This is a genomic window from Streptomyces sp. NPDC048566 (genome assembly GCF_043199735.1).
GTDB lineage: Bacteria > Actinomycetota > Actinomycetes > Streptomycetales > Streptomycetaceae > Streptomyces.
This window is the reverse complement of sequence record NZ_JBICWL010000003.1, coordinates 1-16,793: the sequence shown is the minus strand read 5'-3', so window position 1 is coordinate 16,793 and position 16,793 is coordinate 1. Positions and strand designations below refer to the sequence as shown.

Here is a 16,793-nt window from a genome sequence, read left to right as displayed (position 1 = left end):
CCGTCCGCAGAACCCGACTCACCCGGTGACCATTGTCTCTTTCCCCCTTTTCCCGGCCGCCCGCGGGAACGCCCGACGCGTCCCCCGCGTCTGTTCGGGCGGGGAATCGACCGGAGGGACCCGATGGGGGGTGCGTCGGCGCTCTCCCGGCCCATGCCGCATCATGGGGTGATCACATCGGAGCCTTACGCTCCCGTCGTTTTCGAGGAGAGACGCACCGCATGACCAAGCGTCACGGTTATGCCCTGCTCGCCGCGGTACTCGCCGTGGTCGTGGTCCTTTCGGGGGCCATCTACATCGGTGTCGCCGCCGACGAAGGCAGCGGCACCCGGACCGACGTCGCCGGTGGGCGCACGTCGCACAACTCAGCCGCGCCCGCGTCCACCGGCACCTGGGTGGGCGCCTGGTCGGCGTCCCCGGCCGGAGCGGAACCGGACACGGAGACCACCGGCATGGCGGGCCGCTCCGTGCGCAACGTCGTGCACGCCGCCGTCGGCGGCACGGGCGCCCGCATCACGCTGTCGAACCTCTACGGGCAGCAGCCGCTGGCCCTCGCGCACGCCACGATCGCGGTCGCCGCGACCACCGGCACCCCGGCGGCGGCGGCCGACACCCTGCGCCGCCTCACCTTCGGCGGCTCCACGGCCGTGGTGATCCCGGCGGGCGGTCAGGTGATGAGCGACGCCGTCCGCGTGCGCATCCCGCACGGCGCGGACGTCCTCGTCACCACCTACTCGCCGACCCCGTCCGGACCGGTCACCTACCACCCGATGGCCCGTCAGCTCTCCTACGTGGCAGAGGGCGACCGCACCGAGGACGCGAGCGGCACCCCGTACACCGAACAGACGCCGTACTGGCGCTACCTGACCGCGCTCGACGTGCTCAGCGACGAGGCGTCCGGCACCGTCGTCGTGCTCGGCGACTCGCTCACCGACGGTGTCACCTCGACCGTGGGCGCCAACCGGCGCTGGACGGACGTCCTCGCCGAGCGGCTGCGCGCCGCGGCCGGCAGCGGCCGGACACCCCGCTACAGCGTCGTGAACCAGGGCATCAGCGGCAACCAGGTCCTCGCCGCCGGCCTCGGCCGGCCGGCCGACAACCCCAGCGGGCTGAGCCGCTTCCAACGGGACGTGCTGGACCGCACGAACGTCAAGGCGGTCGTCATCGACCTCGGCGTCAACGACATCCTGCGCAACCCCCGCCAGGTCGACCCGCGCACCATCACGGACGGCCTGCGCACCCTGGTCCGCCAGGCGCACTCCCGCGGCCTGCGGGTCGTCGGCGCCACCCTGATGCCCTTCGAGGGCCACCGGGGCTACACCGTCCGGCGCGAGGCGGTGCGCGAGGCCGTGAACGCCGAGATCCGCGCGGGGAGGGTGTACGACGCTGTCGTCGACTTCGACGCCGCGCTGCGCGACCCGTACAACCCGCGCCGGCTGCGGGCCGCGTACGACTCCGGCGACCACCTCCACCCGAGCGACTCGGGGTTCCGGCGGATGGCCGACTGGTTCGACCTGACCGAGCTGAAGGGTTCGGCCCCCGCGGAGCTCTGACCGACCGGTCCGGCCCGCCCCCGGCCTCCCGCTCCCCGGTGTCGGGGGCGGGAGGCGTCAGCGGTCTCCGAAGCGGCGCCGGTCGCGGTCCTCCCGGCGCTCCCGGCGCGCCGCGTGGCGCTCGCGGTGCAGGTCGCGCAGCTCCTCGTGGAGCTCGCGCCGCTCCCGCTCCCGGTCGCGGCGGTACTCGTGATGGTCCTCGTGCCGCTCGCGGATCAGGTCCCGCGCGTCGTCCAGGACGTCGAACACGTCACCGAGCCGCCCGCCCTGCGACCCCTGAAGCTCCTTGCGGGCCGCCCTGCGCTCCTGCTTCTCCCGGCGGCGCTCCTCGCGCTGACGCAGCCGCTCGGCACGCGTCGGCTTGCGCTCGACCCCCACACCGCCCCAGAAGGCGAAGCCCGTCACGACCACCCGGGGCGCCCCCGGATCGCCCGGCCTGCCCTCCTCCCGGTGGTCGAAGCCGCCCATGATCCCGATGCCGCGGACGACGACCTCGACACCCGGCGGCACGACGACGTTCATCCCGCCCATCACCGCGACGCAGTTGACGACCACCTCGCGGTCCGCGAAGTTCGCCTCCCGCAGGTCGATCTCGCCGCCGCCCATGAAGGCGAAGGAGTTGAACCTCCGCGGCACCGTCCAGCGGCCCTTGCGCTCGAAACCGGACAGGACCGCGACACCCCAGGACGAGGAGCCCTCCCCGCCCACGATCCGCGACGCCCAACTGCCGTCGTCCTCGGGCTGCTTCACCATGGACACCGGCGGCGCGACACCCGGTCCCGGCAGATCGCGGGTGATCGGAGCCAACTCGCCGTAGGTGCGCGCCGTGTACGCCGCCTCCAGCCGCTCCTCGAACTCCTCCATGTCGAGCCGGCCCTCGGCGAGGGCGTCCCGCAACCGTTCGGCGACCCGTTCACGATCGGCGTCGGAGGCGCGCAGCGCGGGGAGTTCGTCGTCCGTCATGGACATCAGCCTACGAGGTACCCCGCGCGCCCGCCATGCCGCTCGCCGCCCCGCCGGGCACCCGGAACACCGCGCCGCGGCGGGCTCACGACACCGCCCGCTCCGCGTACATGCGGCTGATCACGGCCTCGATGTCGGGCTCCCGCACCGACAGGTCCAGCAGCGGGTAGTCCGCGGCGATCCGCGCCACCAGCGGAGCCGCCGACCGGTCCGCCGGGAACGCCAGCCACTGCCGGGGCCCCTCCACCCGCACCACCCGCGCCGACTCCACCTCGATCGGCGGGAGTTCCCGCTCCAGGTCCACCACCAGGGTCCGCTCGCTCTCCCCCGCCTCGTGCAGCCCGGACAGCGGACCGTCGTACATCAGCCGCCCGTGGTCGATGACCATCACCCGCCGGCACAGCTGCTCGATGTCGGTGAGGTCGTGCGTGGTGAGCAGGACGGTCGTGCCGCGCTCCGCGTTCAGGTCCCGCAGGAACTCCCGGACCCGCGCCTTGCTGACCACGTCGAGCCCGATCGTCGGCTCGTCCAGGTAGAGCACCTCCGGGTCGTGCAGCAGCGCCGCCGCGATATCGCCGCGCATCCGCTGCCCGAGCGACAACTGCCGGACCGGCACGTCCAACAGCGCCCCGAGCTCCAGGAGTTCGACACAGCGGTCCAGGTTCTCCCGGAAACGCCCGTCGGGGATGCGGTACATGCGGTGCATCAGCCGGTAGGAGTCGATCAGCGGCAGGTCCCACCACAGCGTCGTGCGCTGCCCGAACACCACCCCGATCCGGCGGGCCAGCCGGGTCCGCTCCCGCGACGGATCGAGCCCCGCGACCCGCAGCCGGCCGCCGCTCGGGGTGAGGATGCCGGTGAGCATCTTGATCGTCGTCGACTTGCCCGCACCGTTCGGGCCGATGTACCCGACCATCTCGCCGCGCGCCACGGTGAAGGAGATCGAGTCGACCGCCCGCACCCGCCGGCGCTCGCTGCGCAGGAACCCCGTCCGCCTGCGCACGTCGAAGACCTTCTCGACGCCGTCCAGCTCGATGAGACCGCCGACCGGCCCCGCGGGACCGCCGTCCTCGGTGATGGCCACGCCCGATTCCCCTAACTTCCGGTACTGCGGTAGGCGCGCAGCCCCGCGCGCCAGGCGATCCCGGCGAGCGCGCAGCATCCCGCGGCCACCAGGGGTGGAGTGAACGCGACCCACGCCGGCAGGTCGAGCGGATAGGGCCGCCCCAGCACGTACAGCGCGGGAAGCCAGTTGACGAAGGCCAGCGGGAGCACGAACGTCACCCCGCGCACCATCTCCTTGGCGAAGACGGTCGGCGGGTACTGCAGCAGCGTGCTGCCGCCGTAGGTGAAGGAGTTCTGCACCTCGGAGGCGTCCCTCGCGACGAACTGGAAGGCCGCGCCCGCCACGAACACCGCCGCGAAGATCGCGCCGCCGCTGAGCAGCATCACGGGCACCAGCAGCAGCTTCAGCGGCGTCCACCGGATGTCGAGGACGGCCAGGGCGTACCCCAGGACCAGCAGGCCCTGCACGACACGGCCCAGCCGGCGCAGCGCGAACCGGTCGGCCGCCACCTGTGCGAGCACCGGCACCGGCCGCACCAGCAGGGTGTCGAGCGTGCCGTCGCGCACCCGCCGCCCGAGCCGGTCCATCGAGCCGAGCGCGAGGTCCGCGAGCCCGAAGGCGGTGCCGGCCACCCCGTACAGGAAGGCCACCTCCGGCAGCCCGTACCCGCCGATGCGGTCCACCTGCGAGAACATCAGCAGGATCGCCACGAAGTCCAGGGCCGTCGCCACGAAGTTGCCGAACGCGGTCATCGCGAACGACGCCCGGTAGGCCATCGTCGACCGCATCCACATCGCCGTGATCAGCCGGTACGAGCGCAGCCCGTCGCACAGCCGCTCCCATCCGCCCGCCCTCGCCGGGGGCCGGCCGTCCGCCGCCCGCTCCCCCGGCCCGGCTCCACCGGGCGCACGCTCCCGCACCGTCCCGGCCACCGGGTCAGCCACCCTGCACCACCACCCTCCGCGTCGCCGCCGACTGCAGCAGCCGCCCCGCCGCGAGCAGCGCGCACGCCCAGCCGGCCTGGAAGGCGTACGTGCCGAGCGGATCCGCCGTGCCGAGCAGGACGTCCACCGGCGCCTGGATCAGCGACGACCACGGCAGGGCCCGGACGATCTCGCCGAGCGTCCCCGGGAACACGTTCAGCGGCAGCAGCATCCCCGAGCAGAACACCCCGGCGATCATGGTGAGCTGCGCGACACCCGCCCCGTCGAGCAGCCAGAACGCCGACAGCGCCACCAGGAACCGCAGCGCGAAACCCACGACCACCCCGAGCGTCACCGCGACCAGGAAGGCGAGCCAGGCCAGCGGGTCCGCGGGCAGCGCCAGGTCGAAGAAGAGGGCCCCGAAGGCCAGCGGCACCACCCCGCGCCCCAGCAGGTGGAACAGCGCCCGCCCCGCGTCCTGCGCGAGCCACCACGACTGGAGGTCCACCGGACGGTACAGGTCGATGGCGATGTCACCCGTGCGGATGCGCTCGACCAGCTCGTCCTCGAAGCCGCCGCCCATCACCGCGACCACCATCAGCAGCGCCTGGCTGAGCCACACGTAGCTGAGCGCCTGGGCCTGGTCGTAGCCCCCGAGGTGCGGTCTGACGTCCCACAGCGCGAGGAAGATGTAGGCGAGGATCAACCCGAAGACGGTGTTCGTGAAGACGCCGGCGACCGTCGCGGTCCGATAGGTCGCGTACCGCCGGAACCCGCCCGCCACCACGGAGGCGTACAACCGCGCCGTGCCCACAACCGGTCCTCCTCCCGAGCGTTGAGCCAAAGCGCAGGAGCCTAGCCCGGGCCCCGCCGACGCCGCCAGGCATTTTCCGGCGCGACGCGTGCCGGGGCCGGGGAACGGAACGCGGGGTGCGACAGTCTTCCAGGGCGCGCACGAGGCGTAAGAGGCGTACGGCGACGTACGACGCGAAACAGGAGTCCGGCGAACAGATGAGTGACGAGCCGCAGCCGCAGCGCAACGACCAGGGCTGGGCACCCAGGGAGCCGGAACCGGGCCCCCGCCCGGCCGCCGACCCCGCGGCGGGAGGAAAGGGAACCGGCGGGAAGGGCACGGCGCAACGCAAGGACAAGCGCCCGCGCACCGGCTGGCGCCGCCTCGTCCCGACCTGGCGGACCGTGGCCGGCACCCTCGTCATCGCGGTCATGCTCCTGGTCGGCCTCTTCGCCCTCGGCTACTACCTCGTCGAGATCCCCCCGGCCAACGCCGCCGCCACCAAGCAGAGCAACGTCTACCTCTACGCCGACGGCAGCCAGCTCGCCCGCGACGGCGACGTCAACCGCGAGAACGTCTCCCTGGCCCGGATGTCCGCGGACGCCCGGCACGCCACCCTCGCCGCCGAGGACCGCGACTTCTACACCGAGTCCGCCGTCGACCTCAAGGCGATGCTGCGCGCCGGCTGGAACACCGTCACCGGCAAGGGCAAGCAGTCCGGCTCGACGATCACCCAGCAGTACGTGAAGAACTACTACCTCGGCCAGGAACAGACCGTCACGCGCAAGTTCAAGGAGTTCTTCATCTCGATCAAACTCGACCGGGAGAAGAGCAAGGACGCCATCCTGGAGGGCTACCTCAACACCAGCTACTACGGCCGCAACGCCTACGGCCTCCAGGCCGCCGCCCAGGCCTACTACGGCGTCGACGCCTCGGACCTGACGGCCGGTCAGGGAGCCTACCTCGCCGCCCTGCTCAACGCCCCCAGCGAGTACGACGTCGTCGCCCACCCCGAGAACAAGGCATCGGCCCTCGCCCGCTGGAACTACGTGCTGGACGGCATGGTCAAGGAGAAGTGGCTCACCCCGGCCGCCCGCGCCCGCGTCACCTTCCCGCCCCCCGGACAGGCCAAGAGCCCCGCCGGCCTGTCCGGACAGCGCGGCTACCTCGTGCAGGCCGTCAACGACTACCTGACCTCCCACGACATCCTCGACGAGGACACCCTCGCCGGCGGCGGCTACCGCATCACCACCACCCTCCAGAAACCCAAGCAGGACGCCTTCGTCGAAGCCGTCGACGACCAGGTGACCGACCGCCTCGACAAGAAGAACCGCCCGACCGACCGGTACGTCCGGGCCGGCGGCGTCGCCATCGACCCGTCCACCGGCAAGGTCCTCGCCATGTACGGCGGCATCGACTACACCCGGCAGTACGTCAACAACGCCACCCGCCGGGACTACCAGGTCGGCTCCACCTTCAAACCGTTCGTCTTCGCCTCGGCCGTGCAGAACTTCTCCTCGACCCGGGACGGCCGCATGATCACCCCGAACACCGTCTACGACGGCACCGACCAGCGGCCCGTCCAGGGCTGGAACGGCGGCCGGTACGCCCCGGAGAACGAGGACGGCGTCTCCTACGGCGACATCACCGTCGCCACCGCCACCGACAAGTCGGTGAACTCGGTGTACGCCCAGATGGCCGTCGACGTCGGCCCCGGCAAGGTCGAGCGGACCGCCGTCGCCCTCGGCCTGCCCTCCGGCACCCCCGACCTCACCCCCACCCCCTCCATCGCCCTCGGCCCGGCCACCGCCAGCGTCCTCGACATGGCGCAGGCCTACGCCACGCTCGCCAACCACGGCCGGCACGGCACGTACACGCTCGTCGAGAAGATCACCAAGGACGGCCAGGACGACATCGAGCCGCCACGGCAGCAGACCGGGCAGGCCGTGAGCCGCGAGGCCGCCGACACCACCACGTCCATGCTCCGCAGCGTCGTCGACGACGGCACCGGCCAGGCCGCACAGGCCGCCGACCGGCCCGCCGCCGGCAAGACCGGCACCGCCGAGGAGGACACCGCCGCCTGGTTCGCGGGCTACACCCCCGACCTCGCGACCGTCGTCGCCGTGATGGGCCAGGACCCCGAGACCGGCGCCCACAAGTCGCTGTACGGCGCACTCGGCGAGGCCCGCATGAACGGCGGCGGCTACCCGGCCCGGATCTGGGCCCAGTTCACCAGAAACGCCCTCGAGGGCACCGACCCCTCCGACTTCGACCTCCAGCTCCAGCCCGGCGCCGAGCAGCAGGAGGACTTCCCCTCCTACGAACCGAGCGACCCGGACCCCACCGGCGGCCAGGACGACGGCACCACCGACGGCGGCCCGCAGACCCCCGACCGGACCCCCGGACGCACCCAGGGCCCCAGCCGGTCCCCCGGCCGGCCCGACGGCCGCACCCAGGGCCAGACGGGCGGGCAGGACCAGGGGCAGACCGGCGGCGGCACCGACACCGGCGGCGCCACCGGGGGCGGCGACGGCGGAGGCACCACCGACGGCGGCACCACCGGCACCCCCACGGACGGCGCAACCGGTACCGGCGGAGCCACGGACGGCGCAACCGGCACCGACACGGCGGGCCCCTGGGGCCCGCTCTCGGCAGGACGGCCCTGACACCGGGACCCGCCCCGGCGGCACCGGGCGCCACCGACCGCACCGGGCACACCCGCGGCCGGGCGGCCCCGGGCCCCCGCCCTCAGGCGAAGCGGCCCCGGGACCGCCGGCCCGCGACGCGCGGGGTCAGATCCCCAGATCCTTGATGATCTTCGCGACGTGCCCGGTCGCCTTCACGTTGTACAGCGCCCGCTCGACCTTGCCCTCCTCGTCCACCACCACCGTGGAGCGGATGACCCCGACGACCGTCTTCCCGTACAGCTTCTTCTCCCCGAAGGCGCCGTACGCCTCCAGCACCGACTTGTCGGGGTCCCCGACCAGCGTCACCTTCAGCGACTCCTTCTCACGGAACCTGGCCAGCTTCTCCGGCTTGTCCGGGGAGACCCCGATGACGTCGTACCCGGCGCTCGCCAGCACGTCGAGGTTGTCCGTGAAGTCACAGGCCTGCTTGGTGCAGCCGGGAGTGAGCGCGGCCGGGTAGAAGTAGACGATGACCTTGCGGCCCTTGTGATCCGCCAGCGACACCTCGTTGCCGTCGGCGTCGGGCAGGGTGAAGGCGGGGGCGGTGTCGCCGGGCTGGAGTCGCTCGCTCATCGGTACCTCACGTGGCCGGGTGGATGGAACGCATACGGAACGAGCGTAATGGGGGGTGCCGAGGGGTGCGGCGCAGCATGAGCTGACAGACTGTCCGGACCAGGCAGTCACTACACGACCACGGAGGCAGCGCGGTGTCGGATACGTCGGACACGTCGGATACCAGGACTCCGGCGCAGATCGAGGCGGACATCAAGAACCGCCGCGCAACACTCGCCGACACGCTCGACGAGATCGGCGTGCGCGTGCACCCCAAGACGATCGTCGGAGACGCCAAGGCCAAGGTCGCCTCCAGCATCGACCACACCCTGGGGCGCGCCTACGTCGGCGTGAACCGCGTCGTCGGCGAGGTGAAGGGGCAGTTCGTCACCGAGGAGGGCTCGCCCCGGATGGAGCGGATCGTTCCGGCGGCGCTGCTGGCGGTGGGCGTCGTCGGACTGCTCACCCTGGGGACGCGGCGCCGCAAGGGCTGACCCGGCGGCCCCCGCGCGCCCCGGCGGCAGGTAGGTTCTGGGCGTGAGCGCCAAACGGGAACAGCACACCCCCCACGACGACAAGTTGCCCATCCGGATGCTGCACGACCGCGTGCTCGTGCGGCAGGACGCCGCCGAGGGCGAGCGGCGCTCCGGGGGCGGCATCCTCATCCCCGCGACGGCGGCCGTCGGCCGTCGCCTCGCCTGGGCCGACGTCGTCGCCGTGGGCCAGAACGTCCGCACGGTCGAGCCCGGAGACCGGGTCCTGTACGACCCGGAGGACCGCGCCGAGGTCGAGGTGCGCGGCGTCGCCTACGTGCTGATGCGCGAACGGGACCTGCACGCCGTGGCCGCGGACCGCTTCGAGGGCTCCGAGGACTCGACCGGCCTGTACCTCTAGCACGAGCGCCCGCCGAGGGGGCCGGTGACCATCGTCACCGGCCCCCTCGGCCGTCCTTTGCTACCGTGGGGACACCCGACGAGACGCGCCGTACCGGGCAAGGCGAAGACGACGCACCCCGTTCGCCACGTCTGTCGGAGGTGCCCCCATGGCCTGGGTTCTGCTGCTCGTCGCCGGTCTGCTCGAAGTCGGCTGGTCGATCGGAATGACGTACACCGACGGCTTCACCCGCCCGGTCCCGAGCGTGCTCACCGGCGCGGGAATCGTCGCCAGCATGCTCCTCCTGTCGTACGCCGCGAAGTCCCTGCCGATCGGCACGGCCTACGGCGTCTGGGTCGGCATCGGCGCGGCGGGCGCCGCCCTCCTCGGCATGCTCCTCCTCGGCGAACCGGCCACCGCCCCCCGCCTCTTCTTCATCGCCCTGCTGCTGGTCGCGGTGGTCGGACTGAAGGCGACGTCCGGCCACTGACCCCCAGCCCGGGGCGTGACGATCGGATGAGCTGCTCGTTGGTTCGTTCGGGCCGCGAACACGGCGGCGGACGCACACCGGACGGCGAAGGCGGGGGCGGAGAGCGTGAGCGGTACATACGACCGGGACACGCTCGTCGCGGCCGTCGCGCAGTCGCGCAACTGGAGCGATCTCATGCGGCGCCTGGGATGCGAGCCGAGCGGCGGCCGGCGGAGAGTGCTGCGAGAGCGGGTCGCGGCCCACGGAATCGACACCGGGCACTTCACCCGGCGCAGCCCCTGGACCCGCTACCCGGACGACGCCATCGCCGAGGCCGCGGCGGCGTCGACGACCCTGCGCGAGGTGGCGCTCCGTCTCGGCGCCACCCCGGCGACCGGCACACTCGCGCACATCCGGCGCCGCATCGTCGCGGCCGGCATCGACATCGGCCACTTCCCGGGCATCGACCGGCCGCGCCCGGACCTGCCCTTCACTCCCGAGGAGCTGAGGGCCGCCGCCTCGTCCGCCACGAGCATCCGGGCGACGGCGCGGGCGCTCGGGGTCCCCGACGACAGCCGGTCCAGGGCGACGCTGGGCCGGATGCTGAGGGAACACGGCGTCGACACGGCCCACTTCCGCGGGGCACGCCTCGCCGTTCCCGACGAGGCGTTGCGCGCGGCCGTTCCGACCGCCACGAGCTACGCGGACGTGATGCGCGCGCTGAACCTCGACGTGAACGACACCAACCACCGCCGCGTCCGCCGCAAGGTGGCGCAACTGGGCCTGGATACCGGCCACTTCACGCGGCGCACCTGGAGTGCCACCGACAGGGGCCGGCGGACTTCGGCCGCGGAGCGCATCCTGGTGGTCCTGCCTCCGGGATCGGCCCGCCCCAACCGGGCGCGGCTGCACTCGGCACTCCAGGAGCTGGGGGTTCCGTACCGGTGCGCCTCCTGCGGAAACGCCGGACGGTGGAGGGGATCGCCGATGACGCTCCAGATCGATCACATCGACGGCGACTGGCTGGACAACCGGGCCGGGAACCTGCGCTACCTGTGTCCGAACTGCCACGCCCTGACCGCGACATGGTGTCGCCGGAAGGCGGGCGCCACACCGGGGGCGCCGAGGCCCCCGTACACTGAGCGGCACGAAGCGGAACGACGATGATGTGTCCGTTTTGGGGCGGTCGTGGCGGAATAGGCTATACGCGCGGGTTTTAGGTGCCCGTGGGAGAGATCCCGTGTGGGTTCGAGTCCCACCGACCGCACGGTTCGACGACGAAGGCCCGGTCCGGCACGGACCGGGCCTTCGCACGTCGAGGGCGCGCCGTCGTGTGGACGGCGCGCCCTCGTGGTTGTCCGTGGCCCGGTCCCGGGTTCAGGCCAGCAGGTCGCGCACGACCGGGACCAGCGCCCGGAACGCCTTGCCCCGGTGGCTGATCGCGTTCTTCTCGGCGGGGGTGAGTTCCGCGCAGGTGCGGGTGTCTCCCTCGGGCTGGAGGATCGGGTCGTAGCCGAAGCCGTGGGTGCCGGCCGGGGTGTGGCGCAGGGTGCCGAGGAGGCGGCCCTCGACGACGCGTTCCGTGCCGTCGGGCAGGGCGAGGGCCGCCGCGCAGGCGAAGTGGGCGCCGCGGTGCGGGGCGTCGATGTCGCCGAGTTGGGCGAGGAGCAGGTCGAGGTTGGCCTGGTCGTCGCCGTGCCGGCCGGCCCAGCGGGCGGAGAAGATGCCGGGGGCGCCGTTGAGGACGTCGACGCACAGGCCCGAGTCGTCGGCGACGGCGGGCAGGCCGGTGGCGCGGGCGAGGGCGTGGGCCTTGAGGAGGGCGTTCTCGGCGAAGGTGACGCCGGTTTCCTTGACGTCGGGGATGTCCGGGTAGGCGTCCGCGCCGACGAGGTCGTGCGGGATGCCCGCGTCGGCGAGGATCGCCTTGAGTTCGGTGAGCTTGCCGGCGTTGCGGGTGGCGAGGATCAGGCGGGTCATGGTGGCCAGTATCTCCGAGGCGTGGCGGTCGGAGGGGGCCGTGTCCTTGTCGGCGCCGGGAGGGCGGTTTCCGGTGGGGGGAAGTGTGCGCCCCCGGCGAACGGCGGGGGGCACCTGGGTGGAGTGGGGCGGCTGCCCGGGCGGGGGGTGCCTCCCGCGCCCGGGGGGGCCGGCGTGGGGGCCTACGGTGTGCAGACCTTGGTCAGTTCGCCGGCGGCGTCCGTGGCGGGGCTGAGGTCGGGGGTGTTGTCGCCGTTCTGGATGGCGGTGCGGATGTTCGCCACGGCCTTGTCGAGGTGGTCGACGGCCTGGTCGACGTCGGCGTCGTCGGTGGTGGCGGCGAGTTGGTCGAGGTCGGTCTCGATGGAGTCGAGGGAGGCGTCGGTGCGGGACGGGTCGTCGGCCGCGTTCTCCACGGCCTGCTGGAGGTCGGTGACGCTGTCGGCTATGGAGTCGGCGGTCTGTACGCAGTCGAGCGCCTTGTTGACGGCGTCGCAGCCGATGACGGCGGGTAGAACGGTGAGCGCGGCGGTGACGGCCAGTGCGGCGGTACGGCGACGACGGTGGTGGTGCGCGGCCATGGATCGGTCCCTCCCCGTGGGCATGGTGGCGTGCGGCCGTGTCGGCGGCCGGTGCGTCCCGCGGTGAGGTCGTCCCGATCCGGTCCGACGTGGCCGGTGGGGCGCGCGGTGGGACCGCGCGCCCGTACCTCTGAGAACGCGTGGGGTCAGCGCTCGGTTGCCTCGAGGGTGGATTCGAGGGCGGCGCGCTGGGCGGCGGCGAGGTCGGCGCAGCCGGCGGCGGCGAGGTCGAGGAGGGCGCCGAGTTCCTTGCGGTCGAAGGGTTCGGCCTCGGCGGTGCCCTGGATCTCGACGAAGCGGCCGTCGCCGGTGCAGACGACGTTCATGTCGGTGTCGGCTCGGACGTCTTCCTCGTAGCAGAGGTCGAGGAGGGGGGCGCCGCCGACGATGCCGACGGAGACGGCGGCGACGGTGCCGGTCAGGGGCTTGCGGCCGGCTTTGACGAGCTTCTTGCCCTGGGCCCAGGTGACGGCGTCGGCGAGAGCGACGTAGGCGCCGGTGATGGCCGCGGTGCGGGTGCCGCCGTCGGCCTGGAGGACGTCGCAGTCGAGGACGATGGTGTTCTCGCCGAGTGCCTTGTAGTCGACGACGGCGCGCAGGGAGCGGCCGATGAGGCGGCTGATCTCGTGGGTGCGGCCGCCGATCTTGCCGCGGACGGACTCGCGGTCGCCGCGGGTGTTGGTGGCGCGGGGCAGCATGGAGTATTCGGCGGTGACCCAGCCTTCGCCGCTGCCCTTGCGCCAGCGGGGGACGCCTTCGGTGAGGGAGGCGGTGCAGAGGACCTTGGTGTCGCCGAAGGAGACGAGGACGGAGCCCTCGGCGTGCTTGCTCCAGCCACGCTGGATGGTGATGGGGCGCAGCTGTTCGGGGGTGCGGCCGTCGATGCGAGACATGCGGCCGAGCCTATCGGCACAGGGGTGAGGGGCTGTCCGCCGGTGGCGGAAGCAGCCCCTCACGGGTGAGGCGGGTGCGTCGAGATGGTGGGCCGCTTCGGGGGCGGCGTGGCCTCGGCGGGTCCGGGTCCTCACATCATGTCTTCGATCTCCCCGGCGATGGGGTCGGCGTCGGTGCCGATGACGACCTGGATGGCGGTGCCCATCTTGACGACGCCGTGGGCGCCGGCGGCCTTGAGGGCGGCTTCGTCGACCAGTGAGGGGTCGTTGACCTCGGTGCGCAGGCGGGTGATGCAGCCTTCGACCTCTTCGATGTTGTCGATGCCGCCGAGTCCGGCGACGATCTTCTCAGCCTTCGTGGCCATGTCCTACTCCCCTGATCAGAACCGCTTTGTCGCAGTAACCCACAGTTGGCCCATCTTCGCGAGCGGTCGTGTCGTGGGTGCCGAAGGATGGCGGTCACGACAGAGCGACGCGTCGTCAACTGGTCTACACCAGTGGACGGGTCGTCGCCAAACCGGCCGGCCCGGAGGACGCCCATGAGTGCCGTCAGTGCCGTCTCACCTGCGCGCGACCGGTGGAACCGGGCCTTCCAGGGCTTGCAGAAGATGGGCCGCAGTCTTCAGCTTCCGATCGCCGTGCTGCCGGCGGCGGGCATCCTGAACCGGCTGGGCCAGCCGGACGTGTTCGGCGCGGACGGGCTCGGCTGGGACAACGTCTCCACGGTGATGGGGGCGGCGGGCGGTGCGCTGCTGGACGGCCAGCTGGGTCTGCCGATGCTGTTCTGCGTGGGTGTGGCCATCGGCATGGCGAAGAAGTCGGACGGTTCGACGGCGCTGGCGGCGGTGGTGGGCTTCCTCGTCTACTACAACGTGCTGCGCGCCTTTCCGGAGGACTGCCCGTCGGGGAGTACGGCGATCAAGCTGGGCTGCCGGCTGGAGGACAACTCGGTCGTCGAGTTCACGTACCAGAATCCCGGGGTGTTCGGCGGGATCGTGATCGGGCTGCTGTCTGCGTACTTCTGGCAGCGGTTCCACCGGACGAAGCTGGTGGACTGGCTGGGCTTCTTCAACGGGCGGCGGCTGGTGCCGATCATCATGGCGTTCGTGGCGATCGCGTTCGCGTCGCTGTGCGTGTGGGTGTGGCCGCCGATCGGTGACGCGCTGGAGAGCTTCAGCGACTGGCTGGTGGGGCTGGGCGCGTGGGGCGCGGGTGTGTTCGGCGTGGCGAACCGGGCGCTGCTGGTGATCGGGCTGCACCAGTTCCTGAACGTGCCCATCTGGTTCCAGTTCGGCAGCTTCACCAAGCCGGACGGGCAGGTGGTGCACGGAGACATCAACATGTTCCTGGCGGGCGACCCGAACGCGGGGCAGTTCACCTCGGGCTTCTTCCCGATCATGATGTTCGCGCTGCCGGCGGCGGCGCTGGCGATCACGCACTGCGCGAAGCCGCATCGGCGCAAGGAGGTGGGCGGTCTGATGCTGTCGGTGGCGCTGACGTCGTTCGTCACCGGCATCACGGAGCCGCTGGAGTACTCGTTCCTGTTCATCGCTCCGCTGCTGTTCGCGGTGCACGCGGTGCTGACGGGTGTCTCGATGGCGGTGACGTGGGGGCTGGGGGTGCACGACGGTTTCAGTTTCTCGGCCGGTCTGATCGACTACGTCATCAACTGGAACCTGGCGACGAAGCCGTGGGCGATCGTGCCGATCGGGCTGTGCTTCGCGGTCGTGTACTACACGATCTTCCGGTTCGCGATCACGCGGTTCGACCTGAAGACGCCGGGCCGAGAGCCGGAGGAAGACGTGGAGGACACGACCAGGGCGTAGCCCGCGCCCGCGCGCGGGCCGCCCGCCTGCGCCGCTTCCCCGAAGGGCCCCCGGACCACCTGGTCCGGGGGCCCTTCGGCATGACCGGAACCGGTTGTTCCCGTTATGGCCGAGACCACAAAATCAGTGGGTTCCTTATCCGGCCTTGACCGTGCTACAACAGGTCTACACCACTGAGTGGTGTAGACCACGCGGCCGCTGCCCATCCCCCTGTTTCCCCTTCGTCCCCCGGCAGCGCCAGCACATGGAGGAACTATGAGCACCGCCACCGCATCGGCGGCACCCGCGAAGAAGCGGGGATCCAGCCTGTTCCAGGGCCTGCAGAAGGTCGGCCGCAGCCTGCAGCTGCCGATCGCCGTGCTGCCGGCGGCGGGCATCCTGCTCCGGCTCGGCCAGGACGACGTGCACGACAAGTTGAACCTGCCGGACAAGGTCACGGCCGTGTTCGCGACGGCCGGTGGCGCGATCTTCGACAACCTCCCGATGCTGTTCTGCATCGGTGTCGCGATCGGCTTCGCGAAGAAGGCCGACGGCTCCACGGCTCTCGCCGCCCTCGTCGGCTTCCTGGTCTACAGCAACGTGCTGAAGGCGTTCCCCGTCACCGAGGAGAAGATCCAGAAGGGCGCGGACATAGCCGCGACCTACAACAACCCCGGCGTCCTCGGCGGCATCCTGATGGGCCTGCTGTCCGCCGTGCTGTGGCAGCGCTACCACCGCAAGAAGTTGGTGGACTGGCTCGGCTTCTTCAACGGCCGTCGACTGGTGCCGATCATCATGGCGTTCGTCGGAACCGCCATGGGCGTCTTCTTCGGGCTGATCTGGAAGCCGATCGGCGAGGGCATCTCCAACTTCGGCGAGTGGATCACGGGTCTGGGCGCTTTCGGCGCGGGTCTGTTCGGCCTCATCAACCGCGGGCTGCTCCCCGTCGGCATGCACCAGTTCGTGAACACCGTCTCCTGGTTCCAGATCGGCGACTACAAGAACGCCGCCGGCGACATCGTCCACGGAGACCTCAACCGCTTCTTCGCGGGTGACCCGACCGCCGGTCAGTTCATGTCCGGGTTCTTCCCGATCATGATGTTCGGCCTCCCGGCCGCCGCGCTCGCCATCGCCCACTGCGCCCGCCCCGAGCGCCGCAAGGCCGTGCTGGGCATGATGGTCTCGCTCGCGCTGACCTCCTTCGTGACCGGCGTGACGGAGCCCATCGAGTTCTCGTTCATGTTCATCGCGCCGGCGCTGTACGTCATCCACGCCGTGCTGACCGCCCTGTCCATGGCGATCACCTGGGCGCTCGGCGTCCACGCGGGCTTCACCTTCTCCGCAGGCGCCATCGACTACGCGCTCAACTGGAACCTGGCGACCAAGCCGTGGCTCATCATCCCCATCGGCCTGGTCTTCGCGGCGATCTACTACACCGTCTTCCGGTTCGCGATCATCAAGTTCAACCTCACCACTCCGGGACGTGAGCCCGAGGAAGAGGTCGAAGACCTCACCAAGGCTTAGCCCGAACCGGCTCAAGCACGGCAGGGCCCCGGAACCCTTGGGTTCAAGGGGTCGTCGCAACACCGCTTGGTTTCAGGTGGTGAGTAGATCACGTAGACGCTCGGCTGGGGTATCCCAGCCGAGCGTCTTGC

Annotated in this window: 17 protein-coding genes, 1 tRNA gene and 1 riboswitch; of the genes, 9 read left to right on the top strand and 9 right to left on the bottom strand. The window is 71.6% G+C overall.

Going from position 1 to position 16,793, the window contains the following annotated elements; all coding sequences use genetic code 11:
* Positions 1 to 221: 221 nt before the first annotated feature.
* Positions 222 to 1,553 (top strand): SGNH/GDSL hydrolase family protein, encoded by a 1,332-nt coding sequence (locus ACGFS9_RS06995; protein ID WP_393251305.1) that lies wholly within the window; start codon positions 222 to 224, stop codon positions 1,551 to 1,553.
* 57 nt (positions 1,554 to 1,610) lie between these two features.
* Here ACGFS9_RS06995 and ACGFS9_RS06990 read toward each other — a convergent pair whose 3' ends face one another.
* From ACGFS9_RS06990 to ACGFS9_RS06975, 4 genes are all read right to left on the bottom strand, one after another.
* The gene (locus tag ACGFS9_RS06990) at positions 1,611 to 2,516 is read right to left on the bottom strand and encodes a DUF1707 domain-containing protein (RefSeq protein WP_393251304.1); all 906 of its coding nucleotides are present in this window, start codon (positions 2,514 to 2,516) and stop codon (positions 1,611 to 1,613) included.
* A gap of 85 nt (positions 2,517 to 2,601) precedes the next feature.
* Positions 2,602 to 3,600, bottom strand: coding sequence for an ATP-binding cassette domain-containing protein (locus ACGFS9_RS06985; RefSeq protein WP_393251303.1), 999 nt, complete (start codon positions 3,598 to 3,600; stop codon positions 2,602 to 2,604).
* Between the two features lie 11 nt (positions 3,601 to 3,611).
* Positions 3,612 to 4,514 carry an ABC transporter permease gene (locus tag ACGFS9_RS06980; protein ID WP_393251639.1) on the bottom strand — a complete coding sequence of 301 codons (903 nt, stop codon included), beginning with the start codon at positions 4,512 to 4,514 and terminating at the stop codon, positions 3,612 to 3,614.
* A 4-nt stretch (positions 4,515 to 4,518) separates the two neighbouring features.
* Positions 4,519 to 5,319 (bottom strand): ABC transporter permease, encoded by an 801-nt coding sequence (locus tag ACGFS9_RS06975; RefSeq protein ID WP_393251302.1) that lies wholly within the window; start codon positions 5,317 to 5,319, stop codon positions 4,519 to 4,521.
* 197 nt (positions 5,320 to 5,516) lie between these two features.
* Here ACGFS9_RS06975 and ACGFS9_RS06970 point away from each other — a divergent pair, with 197 nt between their 5' ends.
* Entirely contained in the window at positions 5,517 to 7,964 is a 2,448-nt protein-coding gene (locus ACGFS9_RS06970) for a transglycosylase domain-containing protein (protein ID WP_393251301.1), read from the top strand.
* A gap of 126 nt (positions 7,965 to 8,090) precedes the next feature.
* On the opposite strand, the gene bcp is transcribed toward ACGFS9_RS06970, so the two are convergent.
* Entirely contained in the window at positions 8,091 to 8,558 is a 468-nt protein-coding gene (bcp, locus tag ACGFS9_RS06965; protein WP_393251300.1) for a thioredoxin-dependent thiol peroxidase, read from the bottom strand.
* A 134-nt stretch (positions 8,559 to 8,692) separates the two neighbouring features.
* On the opposite strand from bcp, the gene ACGFS9_RS06960 reads away from it, so the two are divergent.
* From ACGFS9_RS06960 to ACGFS9_RS06940, 5 genes are all read left to right on the top strand, one after another.
* Complete coding sequence (locus ACGFS9_RS06960; protein ID WP_393251299.1) at positions 8,693 to 9,031, top strand: DUF3618 domain-containing protein; 339 nt, start codon at positions 8,693 to 8,695, stop codon at positions 9,029 to 9,031.
* Between the two features lie 43 nt (positions 9,032 to 9,074).
* Positions 9,075 to 9,431: a GroES family chaperonin gene (locus tag ACGFS9_RS06955; protein ID WP_393251298.1), complete on the top strand. Its 357-nt coding sequence runs from the start codon at positions 9,075 to 9,077 to the stop codon at positions 9,429 to 9,431.
* 48 nt (positions 9,432 to 9,479) lie between these two features.
* A riboswitch (guanidine-III (ykkC-III) riboswitch) is annotated at positions 9,480 to 9,549 on the top strand.
* A gap of 30 nt (positions 9,550 to 9,579) precedes the next feature.
* Positions 9,580 to 9,900 (top strand): DMT family transporter, encoded by a 321-nt coding sequence (locus ACGFS9_RS06950; RefSeq protein WP_393251297.1) that lies wholly within the window; start codon positions 9,580 to 9,582, stop codon positions 9,898 to 9,900.
* A 105-nt stretch (positions 9,901 to 10,005) separates the two neighbouring features.
* Positions 10,006 to 11,046 (top strand): HNH endonuclease signature motif containing protein, encoded by a 1,041-nt coding sequence (locus tag ACGFS9_RS06945; RefSeq protein ID WP_393251296.1) that lies wholly within the window; start codon positions 10,006 to 10,008, stop codon positions 11,044 to 11,046.
* A gap of 15 nt (positions 11,047 to 11,061) precedes the next feature.
* A tRNA-Leu gene (locus ACGFS9_RS06940) sits at positions 11,062 to 11,146 on the top strand.
* A 110-nt stretch (positions 11,147 to 11,256) separates the two neighbouring features.
* Here ACGFS9_RS06940 and rdgB read toward each other — a convergent pair.
* The 4 genes from rdgB to ACGFS9_RS06920 form a co-directional block, all read right to left on the bottom strand.
* Complete coding sequence (gene rdgB / locus ACGFS9_RS06935) at positions 11,257 to 11,859, bottom strand: RdgB/HAM1 family non-canonical purine NTP pyrophosphatase (RefSeq protein WP_393251295.1); 603 nt, start codon at positions 11,857 to 11,859, stop codon at positions 11,257 to 11,259.
* A gap of 182 nt (positions 11,860 to 12,041) precedes the next feature.
* Complete coding sequence (locus tag ACGFS9_RS06930; protein WP_393251294.1) at positions 12,042 to 12,440, bottom strand: hypothetical protein; 399 nt, start codon at positions 12,438 to 12,440, stop codon at positions 12,042 to 12,044.
* Between the two features lie 146 nt (positions 12,441 to 12,586).
* Positions 12,587 to 13,333 carry a ribonuclease PH gene (rph, locus tag ACGFS9_RS06925; protein ID WP_393251293.1) on the bottom strand — a complete coding sequence of 249 codons (747 nt, stop codon included), beginning with the start codon at positions 13,331 to 13,333 and terminating at the stop codon, positions 12,587 to 12,589.
* A 131-nt stretch (positions 13,334 to 13,464) separates the two neighbouring features.
* Positions 13,465 to 13,698 (bottom strand): PTS glucose/sucrose transporter subunit IIB, encoded by a 234-nt coding sequence (locus tag ACGFS9_RS06920; protein WP_362501359.1) that lies wholly within the window; start codon positions 13,696 to 13,698, stop codon positions 13,465 to 13,467.
* Between the two features lie 174 nt (positions 13,699 to 13,872).
* On the opposite strand from ACGFS9_RS06920, the gene ACGFS9_RS06915 reads away from it, so the two are divergent.
* Together ACGFS9_RS06915 and ACGFS9_RS06910 are read left to right on the top strand one after the other, a co-directional pair.
* Positions 13,873 to 15,159, top strand: coding sequence for a PTS transporter subunit EIIC (locus ACGFS9_RS06915; RefSeq protein ID WP_393251292.1), 1,287 nt, complete (start codon positions 13,873 to 13,875; stop codon positions 15,157 to 15,159).
* A gap of 255 nt (positions 15,160 to 15,414) precedes the next feature.
* Positions 15,415 to 16,662 carry a PTS transporter subunit EIIC gene (locus ACGFS9_RS06910; protein ID WP_393251291.1) on the top strand — a complete coding sequence of 416 codons (1,248 nt, stop codon included), beginning with the start codon at positions 15,415 to 15,417 and terminating at the stop codon, positions 16,660 to 16,662.
* Positions 16,663 to 16,793 lie beyond the last annotated feature (131 nt).

Excerpts from the sequence above, each read along its gene's own strand:
- rph (WP_393251293.1), bottom strand. The coding sequence starts at position 13,333 with ATGTCTCGCATCGACGGCCGCACCCCCGAACAGCTGCGCCCCATCACC.
- rdgB (WP_393251295.1), bottom strand. The coding sequence starts at position 11,859 with ATGACCCGCCTGATCCTCGCCACCCGCAACGCCGGCAAGCTCACCGAA.
- ACGFS9_RS06915 (WP_393251292.1), top strand. The coding sequence starts at position 13,873 with ATGAGTGCCGTCAGTGCCGTCTCACCTGCGCGCGACCGGTGGAACCGG.
- ACGFS9_RS06970 (WP_393251301.1), top strand. The coding sequence starts at position 5,517 with ATGAGTGACGAGCCGCAGCCGCAGCGCAACGACCAGGGCTGGGCACCC.
- ACGFS9_RS06930 (WP_393251294.1), bottom strand. The coding sequence starts at position 12,440 with ATGGCCGCGCACCACCACCGTCGTCGCCGTACCGCCGCACTGGCCGTC.
- ACGFS9_RS06995 (WP_393251305.1), top strand. The coding sequence starts at position 222 with ATGACCAAGCGTCACGGTTATGCCCTGCTCGCCGCGGTACTCGCCGTG.
- ACGFS9_RS06950 (WP_393251297.1), top strand. The coding sequence starts at position 9,580 with ATGGCCTGGGTTCTGCTGCTCGTCGCCGGTCTGCTCGAAGTCGGCTGG.
- ACGFS9_RS06920 (WP_362501359.1), bottom strand. The coding sequence starts at position 13,698 with ATGGCCACGAAGGCTGAGAAGATCGTCGCCGGACTCGGCGGCATCGAC.
- ACGFS9_RS06990 (WP_393251304.1), bottom strand. The coding sequence starts at position 2,516 with ATGACGGACGACGAACTCCCCGCGCTGCGCGCCTCCGACGCCGATCGT.
- ACGFS9_RS06910 (WP_393251291.1), top strand. The coding sequence starts at position 15,415 with ATGAGCACCGCCACCGCATCGGCGGCACCCGCGAAGAAGCGGGGATCC.
- bcp (WP_393251300.1), bottom strand. The coding sequence starts at position 8,558 with ATGAGCGAGCGACTCCAGCCCGGCGACACCGCCCCCGCCTTCACCCTG.